At 39.3% G+C, this 26547-nt stretch carries 24 protein-coding genes; 17 read left to right on the top strand and 7 right to left on the bottom strand.

The features are described from left to right. Positions 1 to 2 precede the first annotated feature (2 nt). Positions 3 to 470: a CYTH domain-containing protein gene (locus ACOVO2_RS01945; protein ID WP_421768355.1), complete on the bottom strand. Its 468-nt coding sequence runs from the start codon at positions 468 to 470 to the stop codon at positions 3 to 5. Between the two features lie 201 nt (positions 471 to 671). Between ACOVO2_RS01945 and ACOVO2_RS01950 the strand changes: the two genes are divergently transcribed. The 5 genes from ACOVO2_RS01950 (at position 672) to ACOVO2_RS01970 (ending at position 4117) form a co-directional block, all read left to right on the top strand. Next, complete coding sequence (locus ACOVO2_RS01950) at positions 672 to 1361, top strand: response regulator (RefSeq protein WP_188764692.1); 690 nt, start codon at positions 672 to 674, stop codon at positions 1359 to 1361. A 57-nt stretch (positions 1362 to 1418) separates the two neighbouring features. Further along, complete coding sequence (locus ACOVO2_RS01955) at positions 1419 to 2501, top strand: sensor histidine kinase (RefSeq protein WP_421768356.1); 1083 nt, start codon at positions 1419 to 1421, stop codon at positions 2499 to 2501. A 66-nt stretch (positions 2502 to 2567) separates the two neighbouring features. Continuing rightward, positions 2568 to 3356 carry an RluA family pseudouridine synthase gene (locus ACOVO2_RS01960; RefSeq protein WP_421768357.1) on the top strand — a complete coding sequence of 263 codons (789 nt, stop codon included), beginning with the start codon at positions 2568 to 2570 and terminating at the stop codon, positions 3354 to 3356. A gap of 330 nt (positions 3357 to 3686) precedes the next feature. Continuing rightward, on the top strand, positions 3687 to 3941 hold the full coding sequence (locus ACOVO2_RS01965) for a hypothetical protein (protein ID WP_421768358.1): 255 nt from the start codon (positions 3687 to 3689) through the stop codon (positions 3939 to 3941). Between the two features lie 5 nt (positions 3942 to 3946). Continuing rightward, on the top strand, positions 3947 to 4117 hold the full coding sequence (locus ACOVO2_RS01970; RefSeq protein WP_421768359.1) for a hypothetical protein: 171 nt from the start codon (positions 3947 to 3949) through the stop codon (positions 4115 to 4117). A gap of 78 nt (positions 4118 to 4195) precedes the next feature. Here ACOVO2_RS01970 and greA read toward each other — a convergent pair whose 3' ends face one another. After that, a complete protein-coding gene (gene greA, locus ACOVO2_RS01975) occupies positions 4196 to 4669 on the bottom strand; it encodes a transcription elongation factor GreA (protein WP_188764694.1) in 474 nt (157 codons plus the stop codon). Positions 4670 to 4906: 237 nt separating this feature from the next. On the opposite strand from greA, the gene fmt reads away from it, so the two are divergent. The 10 genes from fmt (at position 4907) to ACOVO2_RS02025 (ending at position 17265) form a co-directional block, all read left to right on the top strand. Continuing rightward, on the top strand, positions 4907 to 5818 hold the full coding sequence (gene fmt, locus ACOVO2_RS01980) for a methionyl-tRNA formyltransferase (RefSeq protein ID WP_421768360.1): 912 nt from the start codon (positions 4907 to 4909) through the stop codon (positions 5816 to 5818). 225 nt (positions 5819 to 6043) lie between these two features. Continuing rightward, the gene (gene hemB / locus ACOVO2_RS01985; protein WP_421768361.1) at positions 6044 to 7018 is read left to right on the top strand and encodes a porphobilinogen synthase; all 975 of its coding nucleotides are present in this window, start codon (positions 6044 to 6046) and stop codon (positions 7016 to 7018) included. Between the two features lie 55 nt (positions 7019 to 7073). After that, positions 7074 to 7625: a Uma2 family endonuclease gene (locus tag ACOVO2_RS01990; protein ID WP_421768362.1), complete on the top strand. Its 552-nt coding sequence runs from the start codon at positions 7074 to 7076 to the stop codon at positions 7623 to 7625. A gap of 93 nt (positions 7626 to 7718) precedes the next feature. Continuing rightward, entirely contained in the window at positions 7719 to 9059 is a 1341-nt protein-coding gene (locus ACOVO2_RS01995) for a dihydroorotase (protein ID WP_421768363.1), read from the top strand. A 139-nt stretch (positions 9060 to 9198) separates the two neighbouring features. Then, positions 9199 to 10116 carry a sugar phosphate isomerase/epimerase family protein gene (locus tag ACOVO2_RS02000; protein WP_421768364.1) on the top strand — a complete coding sequence of 306 codons (918 nt, stop codon included), beginning with the start codon at positions 9199 to 9201 and terminating at the stop codon, positions 10114 to 10116. 208 nt (positions 10117 to 10324) lie between these two features. Then, positions 10325 to 11704, top strand: a complete 1380-nt coding sequence (locus ACOVO2_RS02005) for a glycosyl hydrolase (RefSeq protein ID WP_421768365.1) — start codon at positions 10325 to 10327, stop codon at positions 11702 to 11704. 115 nt (positions 11705 to 11819) lie between these two features. Next, positions 11820 to 13271 carry an NADH:flavin oxidoreductase gene (locus tag ACOVO2_RS02010; protein WP_421768366.1) on the top strand — a complete coding sequence of 484 codons (1452 nt, stop codon included), beginning with the start codon at positions 11820 to 11822 and terminating at the stop codon, positions 13269 to 13271. Further along, positions 13268 to 14038, top strand: a complete 771-nt coding sequence (locus tag ACOVO2_RS02015; protein ID WP_421768367.1) for a 3-ketoacyl-ACP reductase — start codon at positions 13268 to 13270, stop codon at positions 14036 to 14038. The genes ACOVO2_RS02010 and ACOVO2_RS02015 overlap by 4 nt, the downstream gene beginning before the upstream one ends. Before the next feature lie 76 nt (positions 14039 to 14114). Continuing rightward, positions 14115 to 15842 carry a PQQ-dependent sugar dehydrogenase gene (locus tag ACOVO2_RS02020; protein WP_421768368.1) on the top strand — a complete coding sequence of 576 codons (1728 nt, stop codon included), beginning with the start codon at positions 14115 to 14117 and terminating at the stop codon, positions 15840 to 15842. A 124-nt stretch (positions 15843 to 15966) separates the two neighbouring features. Continuing rightward, the gene (locus tag ACOVO2_RS02025; RefSeq protein ID WP_421768369.1) at positions 15967 to 17265 is read left to right on the top strand and encodes a Gfo/Idh/MocA family protein; all 1299 of its coding nucleotides are present in this window, start codon (positions 15967 to 15969) and stop codon (positions 17263 to 17265) included. 85 nt (positions 17266 to 17350) lie between these two features. On the opposite strand, the gene hemE is transcribed toward ACOVO2_RS02025, so the two are convergent. The 3 genes from hemE to rocD all read right to left on the bottom strand — a co-directional run bounded on the left by hemE (position 17351) and on the right by rocD (position 21146). Then, complete coding sequence (hemE, locus tag ACOVO2_RS02030; RefSeq protein ID WP_421768370.1) at positions 17351 to 18376, bottom strand: uroporphyrinogen decarboxylase; 1026 nt, start codon at positions 18374 to 18376, stop codon at positions 17351 to 17353. A 168-nt stretch (positions 18377 to 18544) separates the two neighbouring features. Beyond that, complete coding sequence (locus ACOVO2_RS02035) at positions 18545 to 19768, bottom strand: DUF937 domain-containing protein (RefSeq protein ID WP_421768371.1); 1224 nt, start codon at positions 19766 to 19768, stop codon at positions 18545 to 18547. A 142-nt stretch (positions 19769 to 19910) separates the two neighbouring features. Continuing rightward, positions 19911 to 21146: an ornithine--oxo-acid transaminase gene (rocD, locus tag ACOVO2_RS02040; protein ID WP_421768372.1), complete on the bottom strand. Its 1236-nt coding sequence runs from the start codon at positions 21144 to 21146 to the stop codon at positions 19911 to 19913. 185 nt (positions 21147 to 21331) lie between these two features. On the opposite strand from rocD, the gene ACOVO2_RS02045 reads away from it, so the two are divergent. Beyond that, positions 21332 to 21799, top strand: coding sequence for an Lrp/AsnC family transcriptional regulator (locus tag ACOVO2_RS02045; protein ID WP_350264656.1), 468 nt, complete (start codon positions 21332 to 21334; stop codon positions 21797 to 21799). A 217-nt stretch (positions 21800 to 22016) separates the two neighbouring features. Further along, positions 22017 to 23165 carry a cysteine desulfurase family protein gene (locus ACOVO2_RS02050; protein WP_421768373.1) on the top strand — a complete coding sequence of 383 codons (1149 nt, stop codon included), beginning with the start codon at positions 22017 to 22019 and terminating at the stop codon, positions 23163 to 23165. 55 nt (positions 23166 to 23220) lie between these two features. Here ACOVO2_RS02050 and ACOVO2_RS02055 read toward each other — a convergent pair whose 3' ends face one another. After that, positions 23221 to 23907, bottom strand: coding sequence for a DUF5662 family protein (locus ACOVO2_RS02055; RefSeq protein ID WP_421768374.1), 687 nt, complete (start codon positions 23905 to 23907; stop codon positions 23221 to 23223). Positions 23908 to 23983: 76 nt separating this feature from the next. Continuing rightward, the coding region (locus ACOVO2_RS02060; RefSeq protein WP_421768375.1) for a TonB-dependent receptor domain-containing protein at positions 23984 to 26547 on the bottom strand (2564 nt) is incomplete at its 5' end.

Raw genomic sequence — 26547 nt, forward strand, 5'->3', positions numbered from 1 at the left:
ATTTACCATTTCTTAAACGGCAAGGTAGATAAATTAGAATTATAATATTTCTTTTCGCCTGTTACTTCTTCGGCAGCCCAATCGGGTAAATCAAAGGTTTCGTCTTCACTTTCAAGCTCAATTTCGGCCACAATCAAACCTTCATTTTCACCCAAAAACACATCAACTTCCCATAGTTTTTCGGCAAAAAGTATTTTATATCTGTACTTGGTCAAATCCGAAACTGCAAACATATCAAGCAGCTGAATGGCTTCTTCCTTTGGTATTTCATACTCAAATTCGGCACGAGTTGCTCCCTCAGATTTGCCTTTTATTGTCATAAAGCCTTTGGTATCAGTAGCTCTGACCCGAATGGTTTTATTTGGGTCTGTCAATAAATATCCTTGTCTGTAAAACTCTGCATTTGGCTTTTCAACGGCAGCCCATTTTCTATGATTTACCAAAAACTTTCTCTCAATTTCTAATCCCATTTTTTCATTCAATTATTTCCACACAAAGATATACATTCAATTTTATTTCTACCTAAACACTTGTTTTATTGTCAAAAAGTGCTTAATTTTTATTCAGAATTCCCTCTTTCGATAAGATTTAACATTGGCTTAATATACCTAACGTTTTTTTAACCTTACCTTTGCAGCAGTAAATAACACCAACAAATAACATTACTACTTATGAGTCTTGCTCACCGTGTTTTAGTAGTTGACGACGAAGCCGATATTGTAGAATTATTGGTCTATAATCTCGAAAAAGAAGGCTATAAGGTAGCGTCTGCTCCCGATGGTAAAAAAGCAATCGAAGTTGCGAAGGAATTCCTCCCCGATTTAGTGATTCTTGACATCATGATGCCTTTCTTCGATGGTATCGAAGTTGGCCGCATGATTCGCACGATGCCCGAACTAAAAAATACTTTCATTCTTTATCTGACAGCTCGCTCCGAAGAATATTCAGAAGTAGCCGCATTTGAGCTCGGTGCCGATGATTATATCAACAAACCAATCAAACCTCGTGCTTTGATGAGCCGAATCAATGCGTTTTTCAGACGTGAAGCTCAGAAAACCGATGCGGGCGATACACTCGAAATTGCAGGATTAAGTATCAATCGTCTGAATTACACGGTTACGAAACCCGACGGAAATGTTATTGTTCTGCCCAAAAAAGAATTCGAATTGCTATCTTTCCTTGCCCAATACCCTAATAAAGTATTTAGTCGTGACGAAATTTTGCAGAAAATTTGGGGAGCCGATGTATATGTAGTTGAGCGTACGATTGATGTACACATCCGTAAAGTACGTGAAAAAGTAGGCGAAAATTTCATAAAAACCCTCAAAGGAGTGGGCTATATGTTTACTGACGAAGCGTAATTTCGATGATAAATTGCTAATAATCAATTACATTTGCAGTAAATAATCGACCAAAGAATGTCTTTTAGTCCTCGAATCATTGCGTTTTTTTTGGCTATTTTTATCACGCTCATTTCGGTAGCCTTTCTAAGTTTTGTGCCTGATGTTACGGTAGCCATGCTTTTCGTGGTAGGTGTCGCGTGCTTTTTTGCGACCTTCTTTTTAGTTTTTTATACGATTGATATTTTGGTTTTTCGTGAAGTTGAACAAATCTCGAAAACCATTCAGCAACTCAAAATTCGTGATTTTGATATTTCGAGAAAAAGCCTCTTGAAAAGTGTGAATCCTATCAAAAAACTCAATACTGAAATTTCGACGTATGTGGCAAAAAAGCAAACCGAAATCGAAGAATTGAAAAAAATGGAGCAGTTCAGAAGAGAATTTTTGGCCGACGTTTCGCACGAACTCAAAACCCCCATTTTTGCAGCACAAGGTTTTATTCATACGCTCATTGATGGAGCAAAAGACGACCCCAAAACTCTCGACCGTTTTCTGAACCGTGCTGCTAAAAGTATTGATGGCCTCGATGCTTTAGTACGAGATTTGGTGACACTCTCGCAAGTAGAAAAAGGCGATTTGAAAATGCACTTTGAGCAGATCGACCTAAAAATCATCACACAAGAAATCTTCGAGCAACTCGAACACAAGGCAGAAAGCCGTGGCGTAACCCTAAAAATTAAACCTAAAACGCTCGAAAAGGCACTCGTAAAGGCTGATAAACAGCGAATTACGCAAGTTTTAACCAACCTCATCGATAATGCCATTAAATACGGCAAAGACAATGGTAAAATTGTGGTTGAAATAGAAGAAGACAAAAAGCATTTTCATGTATCAGTCGAAGACGACGGACCAGGAATTCAACCCGAACATATCTCTCGCATCTTCGAGCGTTTCTACCGAGTTGATAAAAGTCGTTCACGTGATACAGGCGGAACAGGCCTCGGTTTAGCCATTGTAAAGCATATTCTAAACGCTCATAATTCAAAAATTACGGTCACGAGCAAAATCGACAAAGGCACTACTTTTAAATTCAAGCTCACCAAAATCATTGAGTCTTCTACCGAAAATATTACTGATAGCGAACAGCTTATCGCAAAATAAAACCTGTGAGGTCTTGCAGACCATGCGGGTTTAAAGCGTAACTTTGCACAAAAAAGCAGTAAATAAATGGAATACGATTTCGATTTTAGTGTTTTCGATGAAAAAGAAGCACCAAAAATAAAGAATACATTAAAGAAAATCGACTTCAAAGACATCATCATCTTTGAAAACGAAGACTATATTTTGATAAATAAACCCCCATATTTATCAAGCCTCGACGAGCGAACACAAGACAAACACCAGAGTATTTTGCGTTTAGCAAAAGAATACTCACACGATGCCCAACTTTGTCACCGTCTCGACAAAGAAACTTCGGGTGTGTTGGCCATTGCCAAAAATCCAGCCGCTTACCGTAATCTGGCGATGCAATTTGAAGCCCGTGAAGTAGCTAAACGTTATCACGCAATCTCAAATGGTGTGCATGATTTTGAAGGGGTTTCGGTCTATTTACCGATTGCTCAACTTCGTGATGGAACAGGCGTGAGAATCGACCGAGAAAAAGGAAAAATTGCCGAAACGATTTTTAATACACTCAAAGCTTACAGAAGTTATACTTTAGTAGAATGTATGCCAATCACGGGGCGTATGCACCAAATTAGGGTACATTTGCAGTGCCTAAAAGCCTCGATTGTATCTGACCCCATGTATGGCGGTGATGATATTTATCTTTCGCAAATCAAAAGCAAAAAGTTTAATCTAAAAAACGGTACTGAGGAGATTCCGCTCATCAGAAGAGTTGCCCTACACGCACATTCGCTTACGTTTCGTTTGCTGAATGGCGATGTAATAACAGTAGAAGCTCCTTATCCGAAAGATTTCAGCGTAGTTGTGAAGCAGTTGGATAAGTTTGGATGATTCTATCAAAATACTACGAAACTTTTTTCTTTCACATCTTTTTTATAAATTCATGTTGTGAAAAATAATGGTAAAATACCACTTGACTTTATCGTCGATAAGTTAACAAACTCTATTCAAAATACAATTTCTGGGGATAGCTTTCAGACAGAGGTATCTCGCTTTATAATTAAAGACACAAAGCAGGTAACGAAGAAAAATGGTTAGAATTTTAATTGGAAAGCAGAACTTGATGATGAGAAAAAAGAAGTTTTTAAACTCACAATTGTTAATAATTCAAATATCATTCAAGGCTTGTTAAGCATTACACATGAAGCAGACCATATTTTTATGAATCTACTTGAAAGTGCTCCTTTTAATATTGGAAAAAACAAACTATATGAAGGAGTACCCGCAAATCTTGTTGCTTATGCTTGTAAAGTCTCTTTTCAACATGATTTTGATGGTTTTGTAGCTTTTACGGCAAAAACAAAACTCATTGACCATTATGAAAAAACTTTAGGTGCGTATCATTTTGGTGGACATCGAATGATTATACCAACAAAGTCTGCTAAATTTTTAGTTGAACGCTACTTTAAAACTTAAATAAGATGGGATATATAAAAGAACCTGATGGCGTTGACTTTATCATACAAAGCGACCCACTAACAGATAAAGAAAGAAAAGCAATTAGCGAATATATTAGAAATTATAAAGCTAATATGGAAAATACAACCAAGGTAAAAACCAAAATGCCTAAAAAGCAGGTCATCTCTGCATAAATTCAAAAAAATAATCAAACGAAAAAGGGCATTTGCTTCAAAACAAATGCCCTTTAGTATATATTTTTAATTGAGAAATTATCTCGTAATTTCCAAAATCTCTACCTCAACTACACCTGCCGGTGCTTGAATTTCGGCGGTTTCACCGAGTTTTTTTCCGAACAAACCTTTTCCAAATGGAGAATTGATTGAAATCTTACCCAATTTCAAATCAGCTTCTTCTTCAGCTACCAATGTATAGGCCATTGTAGCACCATTTTTCTTGTTTTTGATTTTCACTTTCGATAACAACGAAACCTTCGATGTATCAATCGTTGACTCATCTAAGATACGAGCACTCGCCACAATCTCTTCCAATTTCGAGATTTCCATTTCCATCAAACCTTGTGCATCTTTGGCGGCATCGTATTCGGCGTTTTCTGATAAATCACCTTTATCACGAGCTTCCGCAATCTGACGAGCGATGTCGGCACGACCTTTAGTTTTTAATTCGTGAAGTTTATTTTTTAGGTTATTAAAACCTTCTTCTGTGTAATATTGAATTTTTGACATAGTTTTTTAAATTTAAAAACCCCTAATGCTTAGGGGTGAGACAAAAAAAAACGGCGAAAATTTCGACCGTCTCTGAGTAAAATTGACTTTTTATTCCAGAAACTACCTTATTTTCGGGCGAAATAGTACTTTATTTGTTCGTTTTCTTTTCATTTGCTTATTTTGAGTAACAAAGGTACAAAGTTTTTTTAAAAATCAAGTGATTTTTGAAGCCACAATATTTATAACGAAAATCTGATGAAAATAGTTTTTATGGGGACGCCCGATTTTGCGGTGGCGAGTTTGAAAGCATTGGTAGAAAGTGGAAAAGAAGTAGTGGCTGTGATTACGGCTCCCGATAAACCGTCGGGTCGAGGATTGGTCATGAACGAGACTCCCGTAAAGAAATATGCTGTCTCACAGGGTATTCCTGTTTTGCAGCCAGAGAAACTGAAAAACCCAGAATTTCTCGAACAATTACGCAGCTATCAAGCTGACTTACAGATAGTTGTTGCGTTCAGAATGTTGCCCGAAGTTGTGTGGAATATGCCACGTCTCGGTACTTTCAATTTGCATGGGTCGCTTTTACCTCAGTATCGTGGAGCAGCTCCTATCAATTGGGCGGTAATTAATGGAGAAACCGAAACCGGCGTAACGACTTTCTTCTTACAACATGAAATTGATACAGGCAATGTAATTTTCGCTGAAAAAACTCCGATTCTTCCCGAAGATAATGCAGGTACGATACATGATAAATTGATGGAAATTGGAGCTGGTTTGGTTGTGAAAACCGTAGAAGCAATCGAAGCAGGAAATTATCCGCAGATTCCACAAGATATGAGTGCTGAACTAAAATCTGCACCGAAAATCTTTAAAGAAACTTGTCAAATCGACTGGAATTTATCGGCCGAAAAAATTCACAATTTTGTGCGTGGGCTTTCGCCCTACCCTGCCGCTTGGACTACCCTCAATGACAAAACTTGCAAAATTTACAAAACCGAAATTGGTGAAACTGCCGATGACTCGGCCGAAATAGGAAGTTTCAAAACCGACGGAAAAACTTACCTCGACTTTAGGAGTGCCGATAAATGGGTAAAAATTAAAGAACTCCAACTCGAAGGTAAAAAACGCATGGGAATTGAGGAGTTTTTGAGGGGTTTTAGGGCGTAAATGCTTATTGGAAAACTGGTTTACTGGGCAACTGCGGGGCCGCCCGTGCGGTCATTAGTTTATTTTATGGATAGACCTTATAATTTTTATAGTTAATTCTTAAATGCCAACATTTTCTTACCGAACTTTGTAGTCAGAAATTACGTAGATAATTTAGGACAAGGTTGGACGCAACTCCGATTCCAACTTGTCTTTTTGAATCAACTTGGACAAATAATAAAAAACATGCTAATCAGTCGCCCACGTAGAAATAGAAAAAGTGCAGCCATCAGAGATTTGGTACAAGAAACCACCCTTTCGGTCAATGATTTTATCTTTCCGATGTTTGTGATGGAAGGTTCGGGTATCAAAAGCGAGATAAAATCAATGCCAAACATTTATCGCTTTTCGATTGATACTTTATTGGAGGAAATCAAAGAGGTTTCTGATTTAGGAATCAAATCAATCTGTCTGTTTCCGAATTATCTCGAAGCAAAAAAAGACAAATACGCTACCGAAAGTCACAATCCCGATACGCTTTATTTAAAAGCATTGAGCGAAATCAAAGATAAATTCCCGCACATTGCTCTCATGACCGACGTAGCAATGGACCCGTACAGCAGCGATGGACACGATGGTTTGGTAGAAAATGGTGAGATTTTAAACGACGAGACACTCGATATTCTGGGTAAAATGGCTCTCGCACAAGCCCGTGCAGGAGCAGATATCATCGGGCCGTCGGATATGATGGATGGCCGTATTGGTTATATCAGAGAAATGCTTGACGATGAAGGTTTTACGAATGTAAGTATCATGTCGTATTCTGTAAAATATGCGAGTGCGTTTTATGGCCCATTCCGTGATGCCCTTGATTCTGCCCCAAAGTTTGGCGATAAGAAAACCTATCAGATGAATCCAGCCAACGTACGTGAAGCTCTCATCGAAGGCCAGCTTGACGTGGCCGAAGGTGCAGATTTCTTGATGGTAAAACCTGCGTTTTCGTATCTTGATGTTATCAAAACTATGGCCGACAACTTTGATTTACCGATTGCCGCCTATAATGTTTCGGGCGAATATGCGATGATAAAAGCCGCTGCTCAAAATGGCTGGCTCGACGGCGATAAAGCCATGCTCGAAATGCTACTGAGCATCAAACGTGCAGGTGCAAAAATCATCTTGAGCTACTTTGCGAAAGAGTTTGCTATCTTGAAAAACCACTAAATATTAGCTGTTTCGACAATATTTTGTTAAGTTTGAATATAAAATGATTTGAAATATGGTCTTATCAAACGAAATACAATCAGTTCCAAAAACCTTAGCAGAATTTCTACTTTGGGAACCAAATGATGGCTATAAATATGAGTGGAATGATGGTGAGTTAATAAAATTTGAAGGTATGAACAAAAAGCAAGTTTATATTTATGATGTTTTAGCGAAACTTTTTAGTAGAAAAGGACTATTTGAATCAGGTTCGTTAGTTGCAGAATATGATACTATGCTTTCGGGTATCCAAATGAGAAGACCCGACATTGCCTATTTGACAAATGAGCAAATTCAATTAACAAAGAAAAATCAAGATGTAATTCCCGAATTCGTCATTGAAATCATCTCAGAAACTGACCAGTTTTATAAAATCGAAGAAAAGATTACCGAATATTTTAAAGCAGGCGTAAAAGTCATTTGGAATATCGTCCCCGAACATAAACTGGTTTATATCTATACTTCTCGCAAAACTGTAACAATTTGTAGCGATAATGATATTTGTTCTGCTGCACCAGTTCTACCAGATTTTACGATTGCAGTAAATAATATTTTTACAGAAGAATAAAGCATCATTAATTTTTACTGAATTAACACATTTAGCTCAAAATTTTTGGCAAAACCCGAAGATTTTGAGCTAAATTTTATACCAAAACCCTCCATGTCAGAAACCATACTAATACTAAACGCCCTCGTAGTAAACGAAGGAAAAATTACGCCCGCTGATGTTTTCATCAAAGATGGCTTCATTGAGCAAATCGGCAGTAACCTTTCTCACCTCAAAACCAAAAAGGTGATTGATGCCACTGGCAAATACCTTTTACCAGGTGTGATAGACGACCAAGTGCATTTTCGTGAGCCTGGCCTAACGCACAAGGCAACGATTGCTACCGAAGCCCGTGCGGCCGTAGCTGGTGGAACAACCAGCTTCATGGAAATGCCCAACACAGTGCCTAATGCACTCACACAAGCACTCTTGCAAGATAAGTATGATATTGCCTCGCAGACCTCAATTGCCAATTATTCATTTTTCATGGGAGCATCGAATGATAATTATGATGAAGCCATGAGAACCGACATCAAGAATGTTTGTGGATTAAAGATTTTTATGGGAAGTTCAACTGGCAATATGTTGGTTGATGATAAAAGTGTTCTAACCAGAATATTTGCCAATTTCCCATCATTGATTGCCACTCACTGCGAAGATGAAGCCACCGTAAAAGCCAATTTGGCAAAATATAAAGAGCAGTATGGCGATAACCTACCGCATGATATTCATCCGATAATCCGAAATGAAGAAGCTTGTTATAAATCTTCTTCAATGGCAATAGAATTAGCAAAAAAACACGGTACAAGATTGCACATTCTACATATTTCAACGGCCGATGAGATTCCATTATTTAGTAATTCCCCTTTAAAAATTAGGAGTAAAAATATTACTTCTGAAGTTTGTGTGCATCATCTTTGGTTCGATGCTGATGATTATAAAACGTTAGGGAATCAAATCAAGTGTAACCCAGCTATCAAACACGGACACCGTGAAAAATTGCTTCAAGCATTGCTCGACGACCATTTTGATGTAATTGCAACCGACCACGCACCACATACGTGGGAAGAAAAACAACAATCGTACTGGCAAGCTCCCGCTGGACTTCCATTGGTGCAGCACTCGCTCAATGTGATGCTGGAGTTTCATAAACAAGGTAAAATTTCGCTCGAAAAGATTGCTCAGAAAATGGCTCATTCGGTAGCCGATTGCTTTGAAATCGACCGCCGAGGATATATCCGTGAAGGTTATTGGGCCGATTTAGTTTTGGTTGATTTAAGCGATAAAACGCTCGTCACGAAAGATAGTCTTTATGCCAAATGCGGCTGGTCTCCATTTGAAGGCACTGAATTTGGTTCAAAAATTACCCATACGATTGTTTCAGGAAATATTGCCTTTGCCAATGGCAAATTCGATGAAGTCAATAAGGGTCAAAGATTGGCATTTGATAGATAATTCTTTCTTATTTTCTGTATAAACAAATCCCTCTACAATGCACTTGTAGGGGGATTTTTGTTTTCGATACGTCACGAAATAATTAAAATTTTAATAAAATTAGTACCATTTATTTTCAATTATTTTTCTAACTTTAAGCATGAACAGACGAAATTTCATAGCAACAACCCTAACTGGTACTATTTTAGCAAAATCTGATTATCTTTTTGCAAAACCTCTTACCAGCCCTTCAATCAGTGTTTTTTCAAAGACTCTCCACTGGATTGAAGACGCCCAAACTTTGGCCAATACCATTGCAGAAATGGGCTTTGATGGCATCGACCTAACGGTACGTCCTGACGGTCATGTATCGCCCGAAAAAGTCGAAACTGATTTACCTAAATTTGTTCAAGCCGCTAAAAAAGCCAACATTAAAATTCCGATGATGACCACCAGTATCTTGCAAGCTGATGCCTTATCGGAACGAGTGTTGAAGACTGCCAGTGGCTTAGGTGTTGAACATTATCGCATGGGCTGGTATCACCTTGATATGCAAAAAGACATCATGCAACAGGTCGAGACTTTTGGTCAGCAAATGAAAGGATTAGATGTTTTGAACAAGAAATTTAAAATTTCGGGCGAATACCAAAATCATGGTGGCCAAAATCTCGGAGCAGCCGTTTGGGATTTATTCCCGATCTTCAAAAGCATCAATTCTCCGCTAACGGGCTGTCAATACGACGTCAATCATGCTACTGCCGAAAGCGGGGCTAACTGGGAAACAGGGTTTAGATTGATTGCTCCGTACATCAAATCGCTGGCTATCAAAGACTTCAAATATATTTTGCAGGATGGCAAGCTCAAAAAAGTTGGTTGTCCGTTAGGCGAAGGTATCGTTGATTGGAAAAAATTCTTGGCATTAGTGAAGCAATACAACATTAACGTACCGATAACAATGCATTTTGAATATGATTTAGGCGGAGCCGAAAACGGCCTACGAACTATAAAAATGGACAAAAAAGAGATTCTTTCGGCCATGAAAAGAGATTTGACATTACTAAAAACATGGCTTGTATAAAATATCCCGTAGGGATTAAATATCGGTAGGTAAATCTAAAGCAAATTCATAAGCATGCCGTAGGTATGCAACATCAATTTATATAGGTTTCATACCTACGGCATGAAGTTATTTACCCAAATCTATCTTTTCTACCGATATTGAATCCCTACGGGATAGTAGCACGCATTACATGAAAAATTTAGGTTAAAAAAATATTCAACCACAAATGATTAAAATTGATTACAACCTTCAACCCACCGATTTAAGCTCAAAACTAAAAAGATTTTGGGAGCTTTCTGGACAAAAAATCCAATCAATTGAGCAAAATTACGATGTTTCAAAAGGTTCGCCCGTTTTTACACGAAAAGGAGAATACACTACTCGTGGTTGGACAGAATGGACACAAGGCTTTCAGTACGGGTCGGCAATTTTGCAATTCGATGCCACTGGCGAACAAGATTTTCTTGAAATTGGACGTAAGAACACCCTCAACGTAATGGCTCCACACGTGAGTCACATCGGTGTACACGACCACGGCTTTAATAACGTAAGCACCTACGGCAATTTGCTACGCTTGATGCGTGAAGGAAAAGTAGCTTTCAACGAATGGGAGAAAAATTTCTATGAATTGGCTCTTAAAATTTCGGGTGCAGTGCAAGCAAGTCGTTGGACACCAATAAAAAACGGTGGTTACATTCACTCATTCAATGGAGCTCATTCTCTTTTTGTTGACACCATTCGTTCGTGTCGTGCCTTGGTAGTGAGCCATCGTTTAGGTCATGTTTTTCAAGGCGAAGGTGATGTAAAAATCAATCTACTCGACCGTGCATTGCAGCATATCAAAGCCACTGCCGATTATTCAGTTTTTTATGGTGAAGGTCGAGATTCGTATGACATTTGGGGGCGAACAGCTCACGAAAGTGTATTTAACGTAAAAGATGGAAATTTCCGTTGCCCAAACTCACAACAAGGCTACACGGGTTTCTCAACTTGGACTCGTGGACTGGCTTGGGCGATGTGTGGTTTTCCAGAAGAATTAGAGTTTCTCGAAACCCTCGAAGATGCCGAACTCGAAGCCTTTGGTGGCCGAGCAAGTATAGAAAAATACATGCTGAAAGCCGCCCAAGCAACGTGCGATTTTTATATCGAACATACACCAATCGACGGCATTCCGTACTGGGATACTGGAGCTCCAAACTTACATAAACTGGGCGATTATCTCAACGAAAAAGCCAATCCTTACAATGATTTTGAACCTGTTGATGCTTCGGCGGCAGCTATTGGTTCGCAAGGTTTACTGCGTTTAGGTAGATATTTAATGAGAAAAGGCGACACCGAAACTGGCCGAAAATACTGGCAAGCTGGGCTAACAGTGCTTAATTCACTTTTAGAAGAGCCTTATTTAAGTACCAACGAAAATCATCAAGGTTTGCTACTGCACTCTATTTATCACCAACCAAATGGCTGGGATTACGTTCCCGAAGGCAGCAAAATTGCCAATGGCGAGTCAAGTATGTGGGGTGATTATCATTTCCGAGAAGTCGCTCTTTACGTGCAGAAACTCATCAATCAAGAGCCTTATTATGCTTTTTTTAATTGTTTGTAAAACCACACCTCACCCCCAACCCCTCTCCGACTGGAGAGGGGCTTTAATTCACTATGTTTTAACTCCCTCTCCAATCGGAGAGGGTCGGGGTGAGGTTAAAATAAAAAAATAGAAGATGGCAGAAAAATTTAAACCAAAATATACGCGAGTAGCTCAACTCAAAACCGCTCAAGATTTAAGAAATTATCTTTCGACAAGTAATGTAACACTTGATTTTGATGATGAATTAATCACGGGCGAGGCATCGCCATTCAAAAAAAGTATTACCCTAAAATCGGGCAAAAAAATTGGTAATGCACTCTCAATTTTACCAATGGAAGGCTGGGACGGCACAGCCGATGGCCGACCAAGTGAATTTACCAAACGCCGTTGGGAAAATTTTGCCATCAGCGGAGCAAAACTCTTATGGGGTTGTGAGGCAGTAGCGGTTACGCACGAAGGGCGAGCAAATCCTCGTCAGTTGGTGATGAATGAAGCTAATTTTTCGGAGTACGAGAATCTTTACAAGCTTGTGATTGACAAGCACACCGAAAAATTTGGCTCGGCCGATGATTTATTGGTTGGACTACAACTCACTCATTCGGGGCGTTTCTGCAAGCCAAACGATAATACAAAGTTTGAATCTAAGATTTTATACAATCACCCAAAACTCGACAAGAAATTTCATTTAAGCGAAAATCATCCTTTAATGACCGATGATGAAATTGATACTTTGGTGGAAGACTTCGTAAAAGCAGCAGTTTTGGCTCAAAAAGCAGGTTTTCATTTTGTTGATATCAAGCATTGCCACGGTTATTTAGGACACGAATTTTTGAGTGCCTACGACCGTGAAGGAAAATACGGTGGAAGTTTCGAGAATCGTACTCGTTTTTTGAGGAATATTGTTGAAGGTATCAAAAAAGCGGCCCCAGGTTTAGAAATGGGCATCCGTCTAAGTGCCATTGATTTTGTGCCGTTTAAAAAAAGTGCAACTGGCGAAGGCGAACCCGATTTAACGCCAAATCAAGCCTATAAATACGCTTTCGGTTGCGATGATTCTGGAATAAACATTGATTTAGAAGAACCAAAAGCATTTTTAGAGTTGGCTCAAAGTCTGGGCATTCAGTTGATTTGTGTTACGGTTTCGAGTCCTTATTATAATCCTCATGTTACTCGCCCTGCCCTCTTTCCGCCATCTGATGGTTATCAGCCACCCGAAGAGCCATTGGAAGGCGTAGCTCGTATGATTGATGTGGCCGAAGGACTAAAAAAAGCATTTCCAGAAATGGTAATTGTGGGTTCGGGCTATTCTTACTTGCAAGAATGGCTACCAAATGTTGCTCATAATGTACTGAGAAATGGCAAAGCGGACTTTGTCGGCTTCGGCCGTATGGTGCTGTCGTACCCAACCATGCCAGATGATATGCTAAACGACCGCCCAACACAACGTAAACTAATATGCCGTACGTTTTCTGATTGTACAACTGCCCCACGCAATGGTTTATATTCGGGGTGTTTTCCGCTCGACCCTGTCTATAAAAACCATCCGCACGCCGAACTACTCAAAACAATCAAAGACGGAATATGAAAAGAGTAGCGTTCGTAACAGGCGGAAGCCGTGGAATAGGCTTAGGAATTGCCCAACACTTAGCACAAAATGGTTTTAATTTGGCTATCAATGGGGTTAGAGATGAGCAATCGGTAGAAGAAGTGCTGGAGTTTTTACGGATTCTCGGAGCAGAAGTAATTTATTGTCAAGGCGATATTGCTTCAAAGGAAGCACGTACCCAAATGCTTGATAAAATCAAAGCTCATTTCGGACGATTAGATGTTTTGGTCAATAATGCGGGCGTTGCTCCTAAAGAGCGTAATGATATTTTGGCAGCCACCGAAGAAAGTTTCGATTATGTAGTTTCGACTAACTTAAAAGGTACTTACTTTTTAACCCAAGCCACCGCCAATTGGATGATTGAACAAAAAAATAGTGACCCAGACTTTACAGCATCAATCATAACAGTTTCGTCAATTTCGGCCACAGTTGCCTCGGTTAATCGAGGAGAATATTGCGTATCGAAAGCAGGTTTGGGTATGATGACTCAGCTTTTTGCAGCTCGTTTGGGTGAATTTAATATTCCAGTTTACGAAGTAAGACCAGGCGTAATAAAAACCGACATGACCGAAGGTGTAACTGCCAAATATGATAAGTTGATTTCGGAAGGATTAACGGTTCAAAAACGTTGGGGTTTTCCAGAAGATATTGGCAAAGCAGTTGCAGCCATCGCCAAAGGCGATTTCCCTTATTCAACAGGGCAAGTTTTTATGATTGATGGCGGTCTGACGATTGCGAGACTTTGAGAAATAGTCCTCGGTCAACTGTCCACAGTCGATAGTGATTTATAGAAATACCGTTTTTCGATTAAATATTTACCTAATGAAACGAACTATCATCTATATAAAACTGCTATTTTTCTTTGCAAATTTGAGCGTTTTTGCTAAAAATGCAGAGAATAGAGCAATATTGTATCAACCGATAGATTCGCTTTCTATTGCCAAGGGTCAAGTCTTATTTACTCAAAATTGTACCAGTTGTCATCAAATCAGAACCGATGGAATTGGCCCGAGACTATCGGGTATTACGAGTGTCACTTCACCAGCTTGGGTGAAGCAATTTATCAAAAACTCGCAAGATTTAATCGCAACGGGTGATGAACGAGCAATACAAGTTTATTTGAAATACAAAAAGGCAATAATGCCTTCTTACAGCCATTTGCAAGAAGCCGAACTTGATGCCATTGTTGATTATTTGGCCACCACAAAACCCATCAAAAATAACTTCAAGAAAGATTATGGTGAAGGTCTAAAAAATCCGATTCCCGAACCAATCGAAGTTTCAAATCTTATCGTTGATGTAAAACAATTTGCACAATTTCCAGTATCCAGCGAAGGTGGTAAATATCCACTCACTCGTATCACAAAATTGGCTCCTCAGCCAAACACTGAGCAACTTTTTGTCAATGATTTACGAGGAAAACTCTACAAAATGGAAGGTAATACACCTATTGTTTACATGGATTTTGCCCAATTAATGCCAAACTTCATTCATCAACCAGGCTTAGCTTCGGGTTTTGGGAGTTTTGCATTTCATCCAGATTTCTTGAATAATGGCTTACTTTATACTACTCATAGCGAAAAAACAGGTTCAGCAAAAGCCGATTTTGCCTACGCAGATTCGATAAAAGTTTCGTTGCAATGGGTGCTTAGTGAATGGAAAATTGACAATCCTGCTTCGGGAGTTTTTTCTGGAAAACCTCGGGAAATGATGCGAATAAATGTTGTTTCGGTAATTCATGGTATGCAAGAAATTACCTTTAATCCAATGGCTAAAAAAGGCGATACTGATTATGGGCTTTTGTATGTAGGAATAGGCGACGGTGGAGCAGCCGAAAATGGTTACGCCTTCTTGACCAATAAAGAAGAACGAATTTGGGGTAAAATCTTACGCATCGACCCAGCGGGTAGAAATAGTAAAAATGGCAAATATGGTATTCCTGCCACAAATCCTTACGCAAAATCAGCCAACAAAAAAGCGTTGAGGGAAATTTTTGCGAGCGGTTTCCGAAACCCACACCGAATCATGTGGACAAGCAAAGGCGATATGCTCACTGCAAATATAGGTCATGCCAATATCGAATCTTTGTATAAAATCGAAGCAGGAAGAAACTATGGTTGGCCGATTCGAGAAGGAAAATTTGTAATTCATCCCGACGGCGATATGAATAAAGTATATCCTCTGCCGGTCAATGACAAAACCTATAACATAACTTATCCAGTAGCCACTTTCGACCACGACGAAGCGAAAGCCATTACGGGTGGCTACGAATATACGGGAAATTTGATTCCAGCATTAAAAGGCAAATATTTATTCGGTGATATTCCAACAGGAAGATTATTCTATCTGAATGTAGCCGACCTGAAACAAGGACAAACAGCAAAAATAAAAGAGTGGAAACTAACACTTAAGGGAAGGCCCGAAACACTAAGAAATTTGTGTGGTAATGATAGAATTGACTTACACTTTGGCATTGATGCCCAAGGCGAAATGTATATCATGACCAAAGCCGATGGACGAGTTTATCAGATCATCGGGGCGAAAGAGTAGCACAAGTTTCCAACTTGTGCGGCAGTAAATTGTTTTTTCGGGAGTTCTATATTTTGTAAATTTCATACGAACAAGTTAGAAACTTGTTCTACAATCATTTCAACCTCAAACTATTCAGCAAACAATGAAAAAATTTACTCGCCGAGATATTCTCAAGGCAACCGTTCCGAGTTCGCTTGCCATGATGGCCATTCCTACCATCATTCCCTCTACGGCTTTCGGTGCAAACGACCGTCTTCGTGTGGCCGTCATTGGCATTAATGGCCGAGGCAAAGACCATATCTCGGGATTTATGAAACAAGATAACGTAGAAGTTGCTACCCTCTGCGATGTAGATAACGTTGTGCTGAAAGCTGGGGCAAAGGCTTTTGAAGAAAAATACAGCAAAAAAGTAAACACCGAAACAGATTTACGCAAGGTTTACGAAGATAAAAGCATTGATGCCGTGAGTATTGCCACACCCAACCATTGGCACGCTTTGGCGGCTATTTGGGCGTGTCAGGCGGATAAGGATGTGTATGTAGAAAAACCCGCTTGTCATAATATCTTTGAGGGCCGAAAACTAGTTGAAGCAGCTAGTAAATATAACCGAATCGTACAGCACGGTGTGCAGTTGCGTAGTTCGGTAGCCATTCAAGAAGCCATCAAACATTTGCGAGATGGACTGATCGGGAAAGTTTACATGGCTCGTGGAACGGTCTATAAGTGGCGTCCGGATATTGGTGATTTGGGAAAATCGCCCGTTCCTGAAGGTCTCAATTGGGATTTGTGGCAGGGTCCAGCCCAAGCAAGAGAATTTAGCAAAAATTATGTGCATTATAACTGGCATTGGTTTTGGGAATATGGCAATGGCGATGTAGGAAATCAAGGTATTCACGAAACCGACCTTTGTATGTGGGGTTTGGATGTAGGTTTGCCCGAAACTATTACGGCTGCGGGCGGAAAATATCTCTGGAACGACTGCAAAGAAACACCTGAAGTTTTAAGTACGACTTACAACTATCCAAAACAAGGAAAAGTCATTCAGATGGAAGTGCGTCCGTGGATGACAAACAAAGAAGATGGTGTAGAAGTTGGTAATATTTTTTATGGAGATAAAGGTTATATGGTTATCAATGGCTATAATGACTATAAAACCTTTTTAGGAAAAGAACGTACACCGGGCCCGGCCCGAAAAGAAGGGGGCGACCACTACAAAAACTTCATTGATGCCGTACGTGCTAAAGACAAATCTCTGCTCAACGGCCCAGTGGAAACAGCCCATTTAGCGTCAAGTATCGCTCACTTGGGCAATATTTCTTATCGTTTGGGCAGAACATTGCACTTCGATCCAAACAAAGAAACTTTCGTTGGGGATAAAGAAGCAAATGCGATGCTCTCTCGTAAGTATCGAGCCCCTTATGTTGTACCTGATAAGGTTTAATTTGCCGTAAAACCAATAAAAAAGCCCTACAATATTCAGTTTGTAGGGCTTTTTAGTTACAAACAAGTTGGAAACTTGTCCTACTTTATATCGTATAATTCTTCACTGTTTCGATAAAGCATTTCACTTTCTCAGGGTCGGTATCAGGATATACACCGTGACCAAGATTTGCAATATATTTTTGTCCACCGAAGTTTTTAATCATCTTTTTAGTGTGTTTTTCAATTTCTTTGAAAGAGCTATACAGCACACACGGGTCGAGATTTCCTTGCAGAGTTTTGTGAGGAATCATTCGGCGAGACTCAGTAATGTCCATATTCCAATCTAAACCCACCACATCACAATTCAGTTTCGACATCTCTTTTCTCGCAAAAAATGCTCCTTTGGCAAAAACCGTTACTGGCACTTCATTGATGGCATCACAGATTTGAGCAATGTAAGGCAACGAAAATTTTCTATACTGGTCAGGCGAAAGGATTCCTGCCCAAGAATCAAAAATCTGCACTAAATCTGCTCCGTGTTTGGCTTGGGCTTTCAAGTAAGCGATTGTAGTATCAGTAATTTTTTGTAGCAACGCATGAGCTAATTCTGGCTCAGAATACAACATTTTCTTGGCAATCGAGAAGGTTTTTGAGCCTTTTCCTTCCACCATATAGCAGAAAATAGTAAACGGAGCTCCTGCAAAACCCAATAAAGGTACACGCCCGTTTAGTTCTTTCTTTACGATATCAATCGCTTTCAATACATAAGCCAATTCATTTTCGGGATTAGCTATTCTTAAAGCGTCAATATCTTTTTTGTTTTGAATAACCTTCGGAAAAATGGGGCCTTTAGATTCCACCATTTCGTAAGGTAAACCCATGGCTTCTGGCACAACCAAAATATCCGAAAATATGATTGCAGCGTCAGTTCCCAAAATATCTACCGGCTGAATCGTTACTTCGGCAGCCATTTCGGGGGTTGTGGCCAATTTTATAAAACTTCCTGCTTTTTCTCTTACAGCACGGTACTCAGGCAAGATACGTCCAGCTTGACGCATCATCCAGACAGGTACTCGCTCAACACGCTCGCCCTTGGCGGCACGTAATATTAAATCATTTTGTAATTTCATTCTACAAAGATACGCTTCCGCCTATTTTATTGCTATAATTAGTTACGGAATTTTAGTCAAAATGGTTTTGGCACGCATCAAAATGATATAAATTGTAGCAAAAAAAGAGGCTACTTACGTGAAGTAGCCTCAGCGGTATGTGTTTTGTTGTTTTGGGGTAATCGGGAATTACTTTTTGGTAACTCTTACAGCAATTCGTCTGTTTTGAGCTCTACCTTCTTCAGTATCATTCGATGCTACTGGGAATTGTGAACCATAACCCTCTGGCGACAAACGTTTGGCATCAATGCCCATTCCAACGAGAGCATTTACCACACTAGCAGCACGATTAGCTGAAAGTTTTTGATTTGATGCCTCTTTGCCTACGTTATCGGTGTATCCACCAATTTTCAAATCAATCGGATAAGCCTTCAAAATCTCAGCGATATTGCGTACTTCTTGCATAGATGTTGAGTCAATCACGGCACTTCCTGTTTCGAATCTCAAGTTGCGGAAGTTAAACCATGTAGTTTTATCAACCGGCTTAGTTTTATCTTCAATAAAGCTAATCAACTCATTTTCAATACTTTTTTCGCCAAAATTCAACTCTACTCCTGTTGAAAGTGTTTTCTTCAACGAATTTACGGCTTGATTTGCGGCACTATCAACCGTTGCAACCGCTTCCGTTGCCGCTTCTGTTGCAACTTCTGTAACAGTTGATTTTTCAGTATTACGGCAACTATTCCAATAGTATAATGCACCCAACAATAAAGCACCAAGTAATAACCACGGCAACCAAGATTTTGGATTATTATTATTACTTTCTGTTTCGAAAGAACTACCTACAGTCGACTTAGCACTTCCTAAGAAATCCCCTAAACCTGCAGTGTTTATTATGCTACCAATTCCGGCAGGTAACGCGGCTTTTACAGAATCTTTCTGACTCATCAATAAGTTTGCGAAACCCGAAGTACTCATGCCTTGTGAGGTAACTTGCTTACCCAACACATTCATCAAAATCGGAGCAGCCAAACCTAAAAGCGAAGAAGCCGAGCCAGATTTGATACCCGATGCATTTGAAATAACGCTACTTAAAGCACCGATTTTATCACCAAATATATTTCCTAAAAGACCACTACCGAGCGATGCGAGAGTTGAAGTACTTTTTACGTCGTCTAATAAACCTCCCAGATTGCTTAATACGCTACCATCATACCCACCAGTACGAATGGTATTTAATAAATCAGATGCACCTTGTGTTGTTGAAGCCTTTTGCATAACACCACCTAAGATAGCTGGCAAAGCACTGGCAAGTGCAGAGTGTGTGTTTTCTGATGATTCACCAAGAAAGGCACCAATTTTAGAAACGATTGAAGTTGTTAGTTGCTCTTTTACTAAACCTAATAAGTCCATTTTGCTATGTTTTTGTTTAAAGTTTTCGTGATAATACCATTCAGACTATATTAAATGAAAAAGTAACAGAGAGATTTAAAAAAAAGTATGCAAAAAAAAAAGCTCCTTGTCTGGAGCTTTTTTAAAATATATTTAAGAAGTATCAGAAACTTTTTACGACATCGGAAATAATCTCGACACAGTCCCACATTTGAGATTCGTTCATGACCAACGGCGGAGCCAAACGAATCTTATTGCCATGCGTCGGTTTTGCCAAAAGGCCGTTATCTTTAAATTTCATACAAATATCCCAAGCCAAGTCAGAATCTTCGTGCGAATCTACCACAATTGCATTCAACAAGCCACGCCCACGCACTTGCGTAACGATATTTGTTTCATTCACCAATTTTTGCATTTCGGCACGGAAAATTTTCCCCAAATAATCGGCATTATCGGCCAAATTCTCATCTTTTACCACTTGTAGAGCCTCCATCGCTACTGCACAAGCCAAAGGATTTCCGCCGTAAGTTGAGCCGTGTTCGCCTGGCTTAATCGTAAGCATCACTTCATCATCAGCCAAAACTGCCGATACAGGCAATACACCCCCCGAAAGGGCTTTTCCGAGAATAACCACATCTGGCCTAACACCTACATGATTGATAGCCAACAATTTACCTGTGCGAGCGATACCTGTCTGAATTTCATCGGCAATAAAAAGCACATTACTGGCTTTGCACAAACGATAGGCTTCTCTTAAATATTCATCATCTGGCACAACTACCCCCGCTTCGCCCTGAATTGGCTCAAAAATAAATCCAGCCACATAGGGGTCGCTCATGAGTGCTTCTTCGAGTGCTTCGATATTATTATACGGAACCGTCTCGAAACCAGTCATGTAAGGCCCAAATTCTTTACGGGCAGTTGGGTCAGTCGATGCTGAGATTACCGATAAAGTGCGTCCGTGAAAATTTCCTCCTGCAAATATTATTTTGGCTTTACTTTCTGGAATTCCTTTTACTTGATAGCCCCATTTGCGGCAAAGTTTTAAAGCTGTTTCTACTGCTTCAACGCCCGTATTCATCGGCAAAACCCTGTCATAACCAAAATAATTGGTGATATATTCTTCATAACGCCCCAACATTGAGCTGTAAAACGCTCGAGAGGTAAGCGTGAGTTTCTGCGATTGCTCTATGAGTGCATTAATGATTCGAGGATGACAATGCCCTTGATTAACAGCCGAATAGGCCGAAAGAAAATCATAATATCTTTTGCCTTCAACATCCCAAACATACACGCCTTCTCCACGGTCAAGGACGGCCGAAATTGGGTGATAGTTATGAGCTCCGTAGCGTTCTTCTAATTCGATTAGTTGTTCGCTGAGTGAAATATCTGTAAGCATGATAGTTGATGATTAATGACCAATGATAAAATAGCATTTTACTCATTGATAAATTTATATTTGAAATACGATTCAAATATGTTAAAATGACTTGATTATTTTCATAAACAAGTTATATTTACTTTTTTATTACATTGAAAAGAATTTTTTCTTTAACAAACAGCAATATTAAAGCATATTAACTTATGATAAATGAAAATAATTTAGATGAGTTTGATAAGAAAATCTTGATTCAACTCGAAAAAGATGGTAGAAAACCCTACTCCGAGATAGCCAAAAACCTCAATATATCGAACACAATGGTGCATCAGCGAGTGACTCGTATGAAAAAAATCGGAATTCTAAAAGGTGCAGGAATTATACTCGACGAACGTAAATTGGGCTACGAATGGAGTGCTTTTACGGGTTTAGTGCTGAAAGAAGATTCTGATTCAAAAACCATCATCGAAGAATTACGTAAAATTCCTGAAGTGACAGAGTGTTATTACATTACGGGGCAGTACACACTTTATATTAGAATTGTAGCGAAATCGAACGAACATATGAGAAGTGTGTTATATGATAAAATAGACCATATTTCTGGAATCTTGAAAACCGAATCAATGATTGATTTTGGGGCGGCCTTCAAGCGAAATGTGAGTGTGGAGCTGTAATTAGTCCACGGTCGAGGGTCAACAGTCCGCAGTAATTGTTGTACACCTTCAAGAAAGGCTATAAATTTTCACATTTATAGCACAAAACCAAATAATATTCGCCTTAGTCTATCAAAACAGTGGGTTGTAATATTAAAAACCAAATATTATTTTTGTATGTTAATGTTTCAATCATTAATCGTTACGCATTAAACATTATTCATTACACGCCTTACCAATGCCTAAAATTTATTTAGATAATGCCGCTACAACTCGCCTTGATGATGAAGTTTTGCAGGCAATGTTACCGCTAATGACCGAAAACTTCGGTAATCCTTCATCGATTCACTCGCACGGGCGACAAGTACGCTCGGCTATCGAAAAGGCACGTAAGACCGTAGCAGGTCTTATTAATGCCTCTCCGTCAGAGATTTTCTTTACTTCGGGCGGTACGGAAGCTGATAATACAGCCATTACCTGTAGCATTGATACTTTTGGACTCAAACACGCCATTACTTCACCAACTGAGCATCATGCGGTGCTACATACGCTTGAATATTTGGCAAAACAAGGCACAATTGAGCTAAGTCTCGTAAATCTTGATGAAAAAGGCCACGTTGACTTAGTGCATTTGGAAGAATTGTTAAGTACAAAGCCACGAAGTTTGGTTTCGTTGATGCACGGAAATAATGAAATCGGTAATCTCATTGATTTAGAAAAAGTAGGCGAAATCTGCAAAAAATACAATGCAATCTTTCATTCGGATACTGTACAAACGATGGGGCATTATAAGCACGATGTACAAAATACGAAGATAGATTTTCTGGTTGGTGCTGCTCATAAATTTCACGGCCCTAAAGGTGTAGGTTTTTTGTATATCAATGCCGATAGCAAAATTCACCCATTCATACACGGTGGCTCACAAGAACGCAATATGCGTGGCGGTACAGAAAACGTTTATGGAATTGTAGGTTTGGCAAAAGCCCTCGAAATTGCCTACAAAGAAATGGAGCAACACAAAACGCACATTGAAGGCTTAAAAAGCAGAATGATCGAAAAACTGAAAGCGGCTATTCCAGACGTACGATTCAATGGCGACTCGGATAATTTAGAGCGTAGCCTTTACACGGTTCTGAATGTGAGCCTCCCACCAAGCGAAGACAACGATATGTTGCTTTTCAACCTCGATATAGCCCAAATCTCGTGTTCGGGAGGTAGTGCCTGTACAAGTGGCTCGGATGTTGGCTCGCACGTATTAGGAGCTTTAAATGTACAACCAGAGCGTGGAAATGTACGTTTCTCTTTCGGAAAATATAATACAGCCGAAGAAATTGATAAAGTAGTTGAAGTGGTTGCTGGTTTATACGGAGCTGTTCCACAGGTCTGACCATTATCTTTATATTCCTTTGGGTCAGACCTACGGTACAGACCCAAAGAAATATCTATTCTAAATACAACTTCTGTTCTTCCTTTCTGACCTTATATCCCATCTTTGAAAGATAATCAGCTGTAAGATTGGCAGTATATGGATGCCATAAAAACTGTGGTAAGTTTTTGGGTAGCCATTCCTGAAAATTAGTACCGTAACTTATCGAAGCACCAATCCAATCGGCTATCATCTCGGCTACATAAATGCTTGGCATTGGTAGAGGCGTTGTAGTTCCGTTGCGTTCTACACTCAACCAATACTCAGGATGGTGGCTATTTTGTAATTTATGATGATGCCACGCTCGTTGGAACAAAGACTGGGTTGGCTTAGGATTCTTGAAATCGTGTACAGCATATCCGTAGGCCTCTTGAACTGAAAACTTAGAAAGGTCGTGTCTCCAAAGATTATACTTAAACTGCCCTACTGGTTCGTTTGGATGTGGGTTATCCGATAAGGATAGTAACTCTATAAACCATTTCTCTTTCAGAAAATCGATTCCAGCTTTACGAACTTCAATTTTGTGTGGAATTACCTTATTGATAAAGTAATTTTCAACCAAATTCCAAACCTCATCATCTTCATAATCATAACTCTCCACATCAAAACGTTCGTATAATAAACGCACCAGTTTCTGTGTGTCATGTTTGTTATCACAAAACAATGAGAAGATTTTTTGCTCAAAGATACGTCGTTTGTTCATAGTTTGTAGGGGTCGGATAATGCAAAAACCCCCACTAAAGAGTGAGGGTTTTTGGTAAAATACATTTTTGAAAGAATTATTCGAAAATATAACGAATTCCGAATTGTCCTTGCCAAACGTTATTGATGTTAATACTTTTCACAAAAGCATCACGTAATAAGATAGTTGAACCATCTACTACTTGTGTAGCCATACGGTAAGAAGGAACACCAGCAGCACTGATAGAAGCTAAGCTCAACGGGTTGGTACCTGTTGTTGACATAGCAACTCCCCACTTGTTGTTAAGAAGGTTACCTGCGTTCAATATATCAAAACGTAAACGGATAGTATTTTTCTTTCCTTTTTTGCCAGTTGCTACATAAAAATCTTGCTCAACTGTGAAGTCAAAACGAGTTAAAGATGGCACAGCAGCACCGTTTCTTTCTGAGTATTGTCCACGTTTTGTGCTTAAATAAGGGTGATTGCTGATGTATGTTTCAAATGCTGTAGCTTGTTGTTCAGCTGAGAAAGTAACTGCCGATGCACCCGATCCTACTGTCAATGGAGCGAAAGTAAGTTCTGAAGCTTTGTTTGGAACAAAGATAAGGTCATTGTTTTGACCATCACCATTCAAGTCATTACCATAAGTGTAAGAAACTTTAAAGCCACTGTTTGAAACCATACCCAAAGTAAACATTGTAGAACCACCTAATTTACCACCATAATTGATGCGATAGTTTACATAACCTACAAAACGGTGACGTAAATCGTTATCTGACCAAGAAGGAGTCAAGTAGTTTTGTCCTCGTACTGTCGGGATATTAGCTAATACTGTACTTGCAACTGATTGTAAATCTTTAGCTTTAGCATAAGTATAACCAATCATTCCACTGAAACCTTTAGTAGCTACTTTCTCAATTTTAGCTGTTAAAGAGTAAGAGAAACCTTCTGTAGTATTAGTCAAAATAAATGCGTTTGTATTAGCTGTGTTGATGAAACGTGCTGGGTTAACAGCAGCACCTGACAAACCAGAAGCTGGGAAACGGTCACGAGTATCTGGGCCATTAAACTTGTTTGTTGGTGACTTCAAGTTACCATCAATATAACGAAGAGCTTGGATATTATCATTATAAATACCTTCAACTGTACCGATTAATCCCCAAGGTAATTTTTGGTCAATCGCTAAGCTGCTTTTCCAAATGATTGGATTTTTAAGGTCATCTGTTGAAGCATTGATTACGTAAGCTGGAAGTCTCGTGATATCTGTTGTTGCTGGTTTATAACGGCTTGGGTCTGTAGTAAACGGATAAGCAGTTGTATTTGTAAAGTTCAATACCGCTGTATTTACACCATTGTTACCCAATTGGTTAGATACCAATACTTGTGGAATACGTGAAACGAACAATCCAGTACCACCACGGATTTGCGTGCTTTTATCACCTTTCACATCATAGTTAAAACCTAAACGAGGAGTTACGATTACTTTATTACTTGGGAAAGCACCTGTTGAAACTTTCAAGTCAGCATTATTCTCATCTTTATAAGTTAAACCTGCTACAACTGGGTTGTTGAAGTCTTCGGCCAACTTATCATTATAGTCAAACACATCTAAACGAACACCCGCAGTAACTTTCAAACGGTCGTTAACAGAATATTCGTCCTGTAAGTAAGTTGAGTATGTATTTTGCTTCAATGTTTGTAAAGGCTCTCCACCATCTGGCAACAATGAATAACGGTAGTTGAAACGGTTTACAGTAACTGGCGATACAGCAAGATTTGGATTAGCTTTAAAAGCCAAAGCAGCTGTTTTGAAGTCAGCGATAGAGTTAAATACCCAAACACCATTCGATGCTGGGAAGAACACGTTGTTAGATTGGAATGCTTCGTAAGATAAACCAAAAGTAATATTGTGTTTTCCAGCAAAATAACTCAAGTTATTCGTTACGTTGAACGTAGAATAATTCAATTTATTATTAGGCGTGAATGGGTCGAAACCTACTGAAGTATAAGTACTTCCTGCATTCAAGATATCAACCGTTGGGAAAATACCAGTACGGTACGTACGGTCTTCGATTTGCTTATTGTAAGTAGCAATTAAGTTGTTAGCAAATTTACCATTGAAGTTAGAGTTTAATTCAGCTACAAATGAGCGAGTGTTATCAGCAATTTTATAACCAGTGTTTTGTGGTGATAATGCTAATGCCGAGTTTGTACGGTTACCATTACCAGCAGTGTTACTACTGTTACTATTACTAATGAGAGCATCTGAACCAGAATCATGGTGTGAATAACGCACTGATAATTTATGATTGTTGTTGATGTTATAGTCTAAACGTACCAATCCTTTTCTACTATTGATTTCATTATTGAAACCATCAAGTTCACCAGCTTCCCAACCAAAATTAGTACTCATGAAACCAGCCAAATCTTGTAAGTCAGCGTAAGTAGTACGAGATACGTTACCAGTTGCACCAGAGCGGTTAGCTGACCAAGTAAGTGCAGGTGTAGAACTTGTAAAGCTCTCAAAGTTTGCAAAAATAAATAATTTATCTTTGATGATTGGAGCTCCAACTCTGAAACCAAATGTTTTCTCGTTGATATTTACAGTTGGTAAATCTCTACCGTCAGCTTTTTTACCAACCATGTCACTTCCTCTTGTGA

Origin of the sequence: Emticicia sp. (genome assembly GCF_049241225.1) — a bacterium.
In the GTDB taxonomy this organism is placed as follows: Bacteria; Bacteroidota; Bacteroidia; order Cytophagales; family Spirosomataceae; genus Emticicia.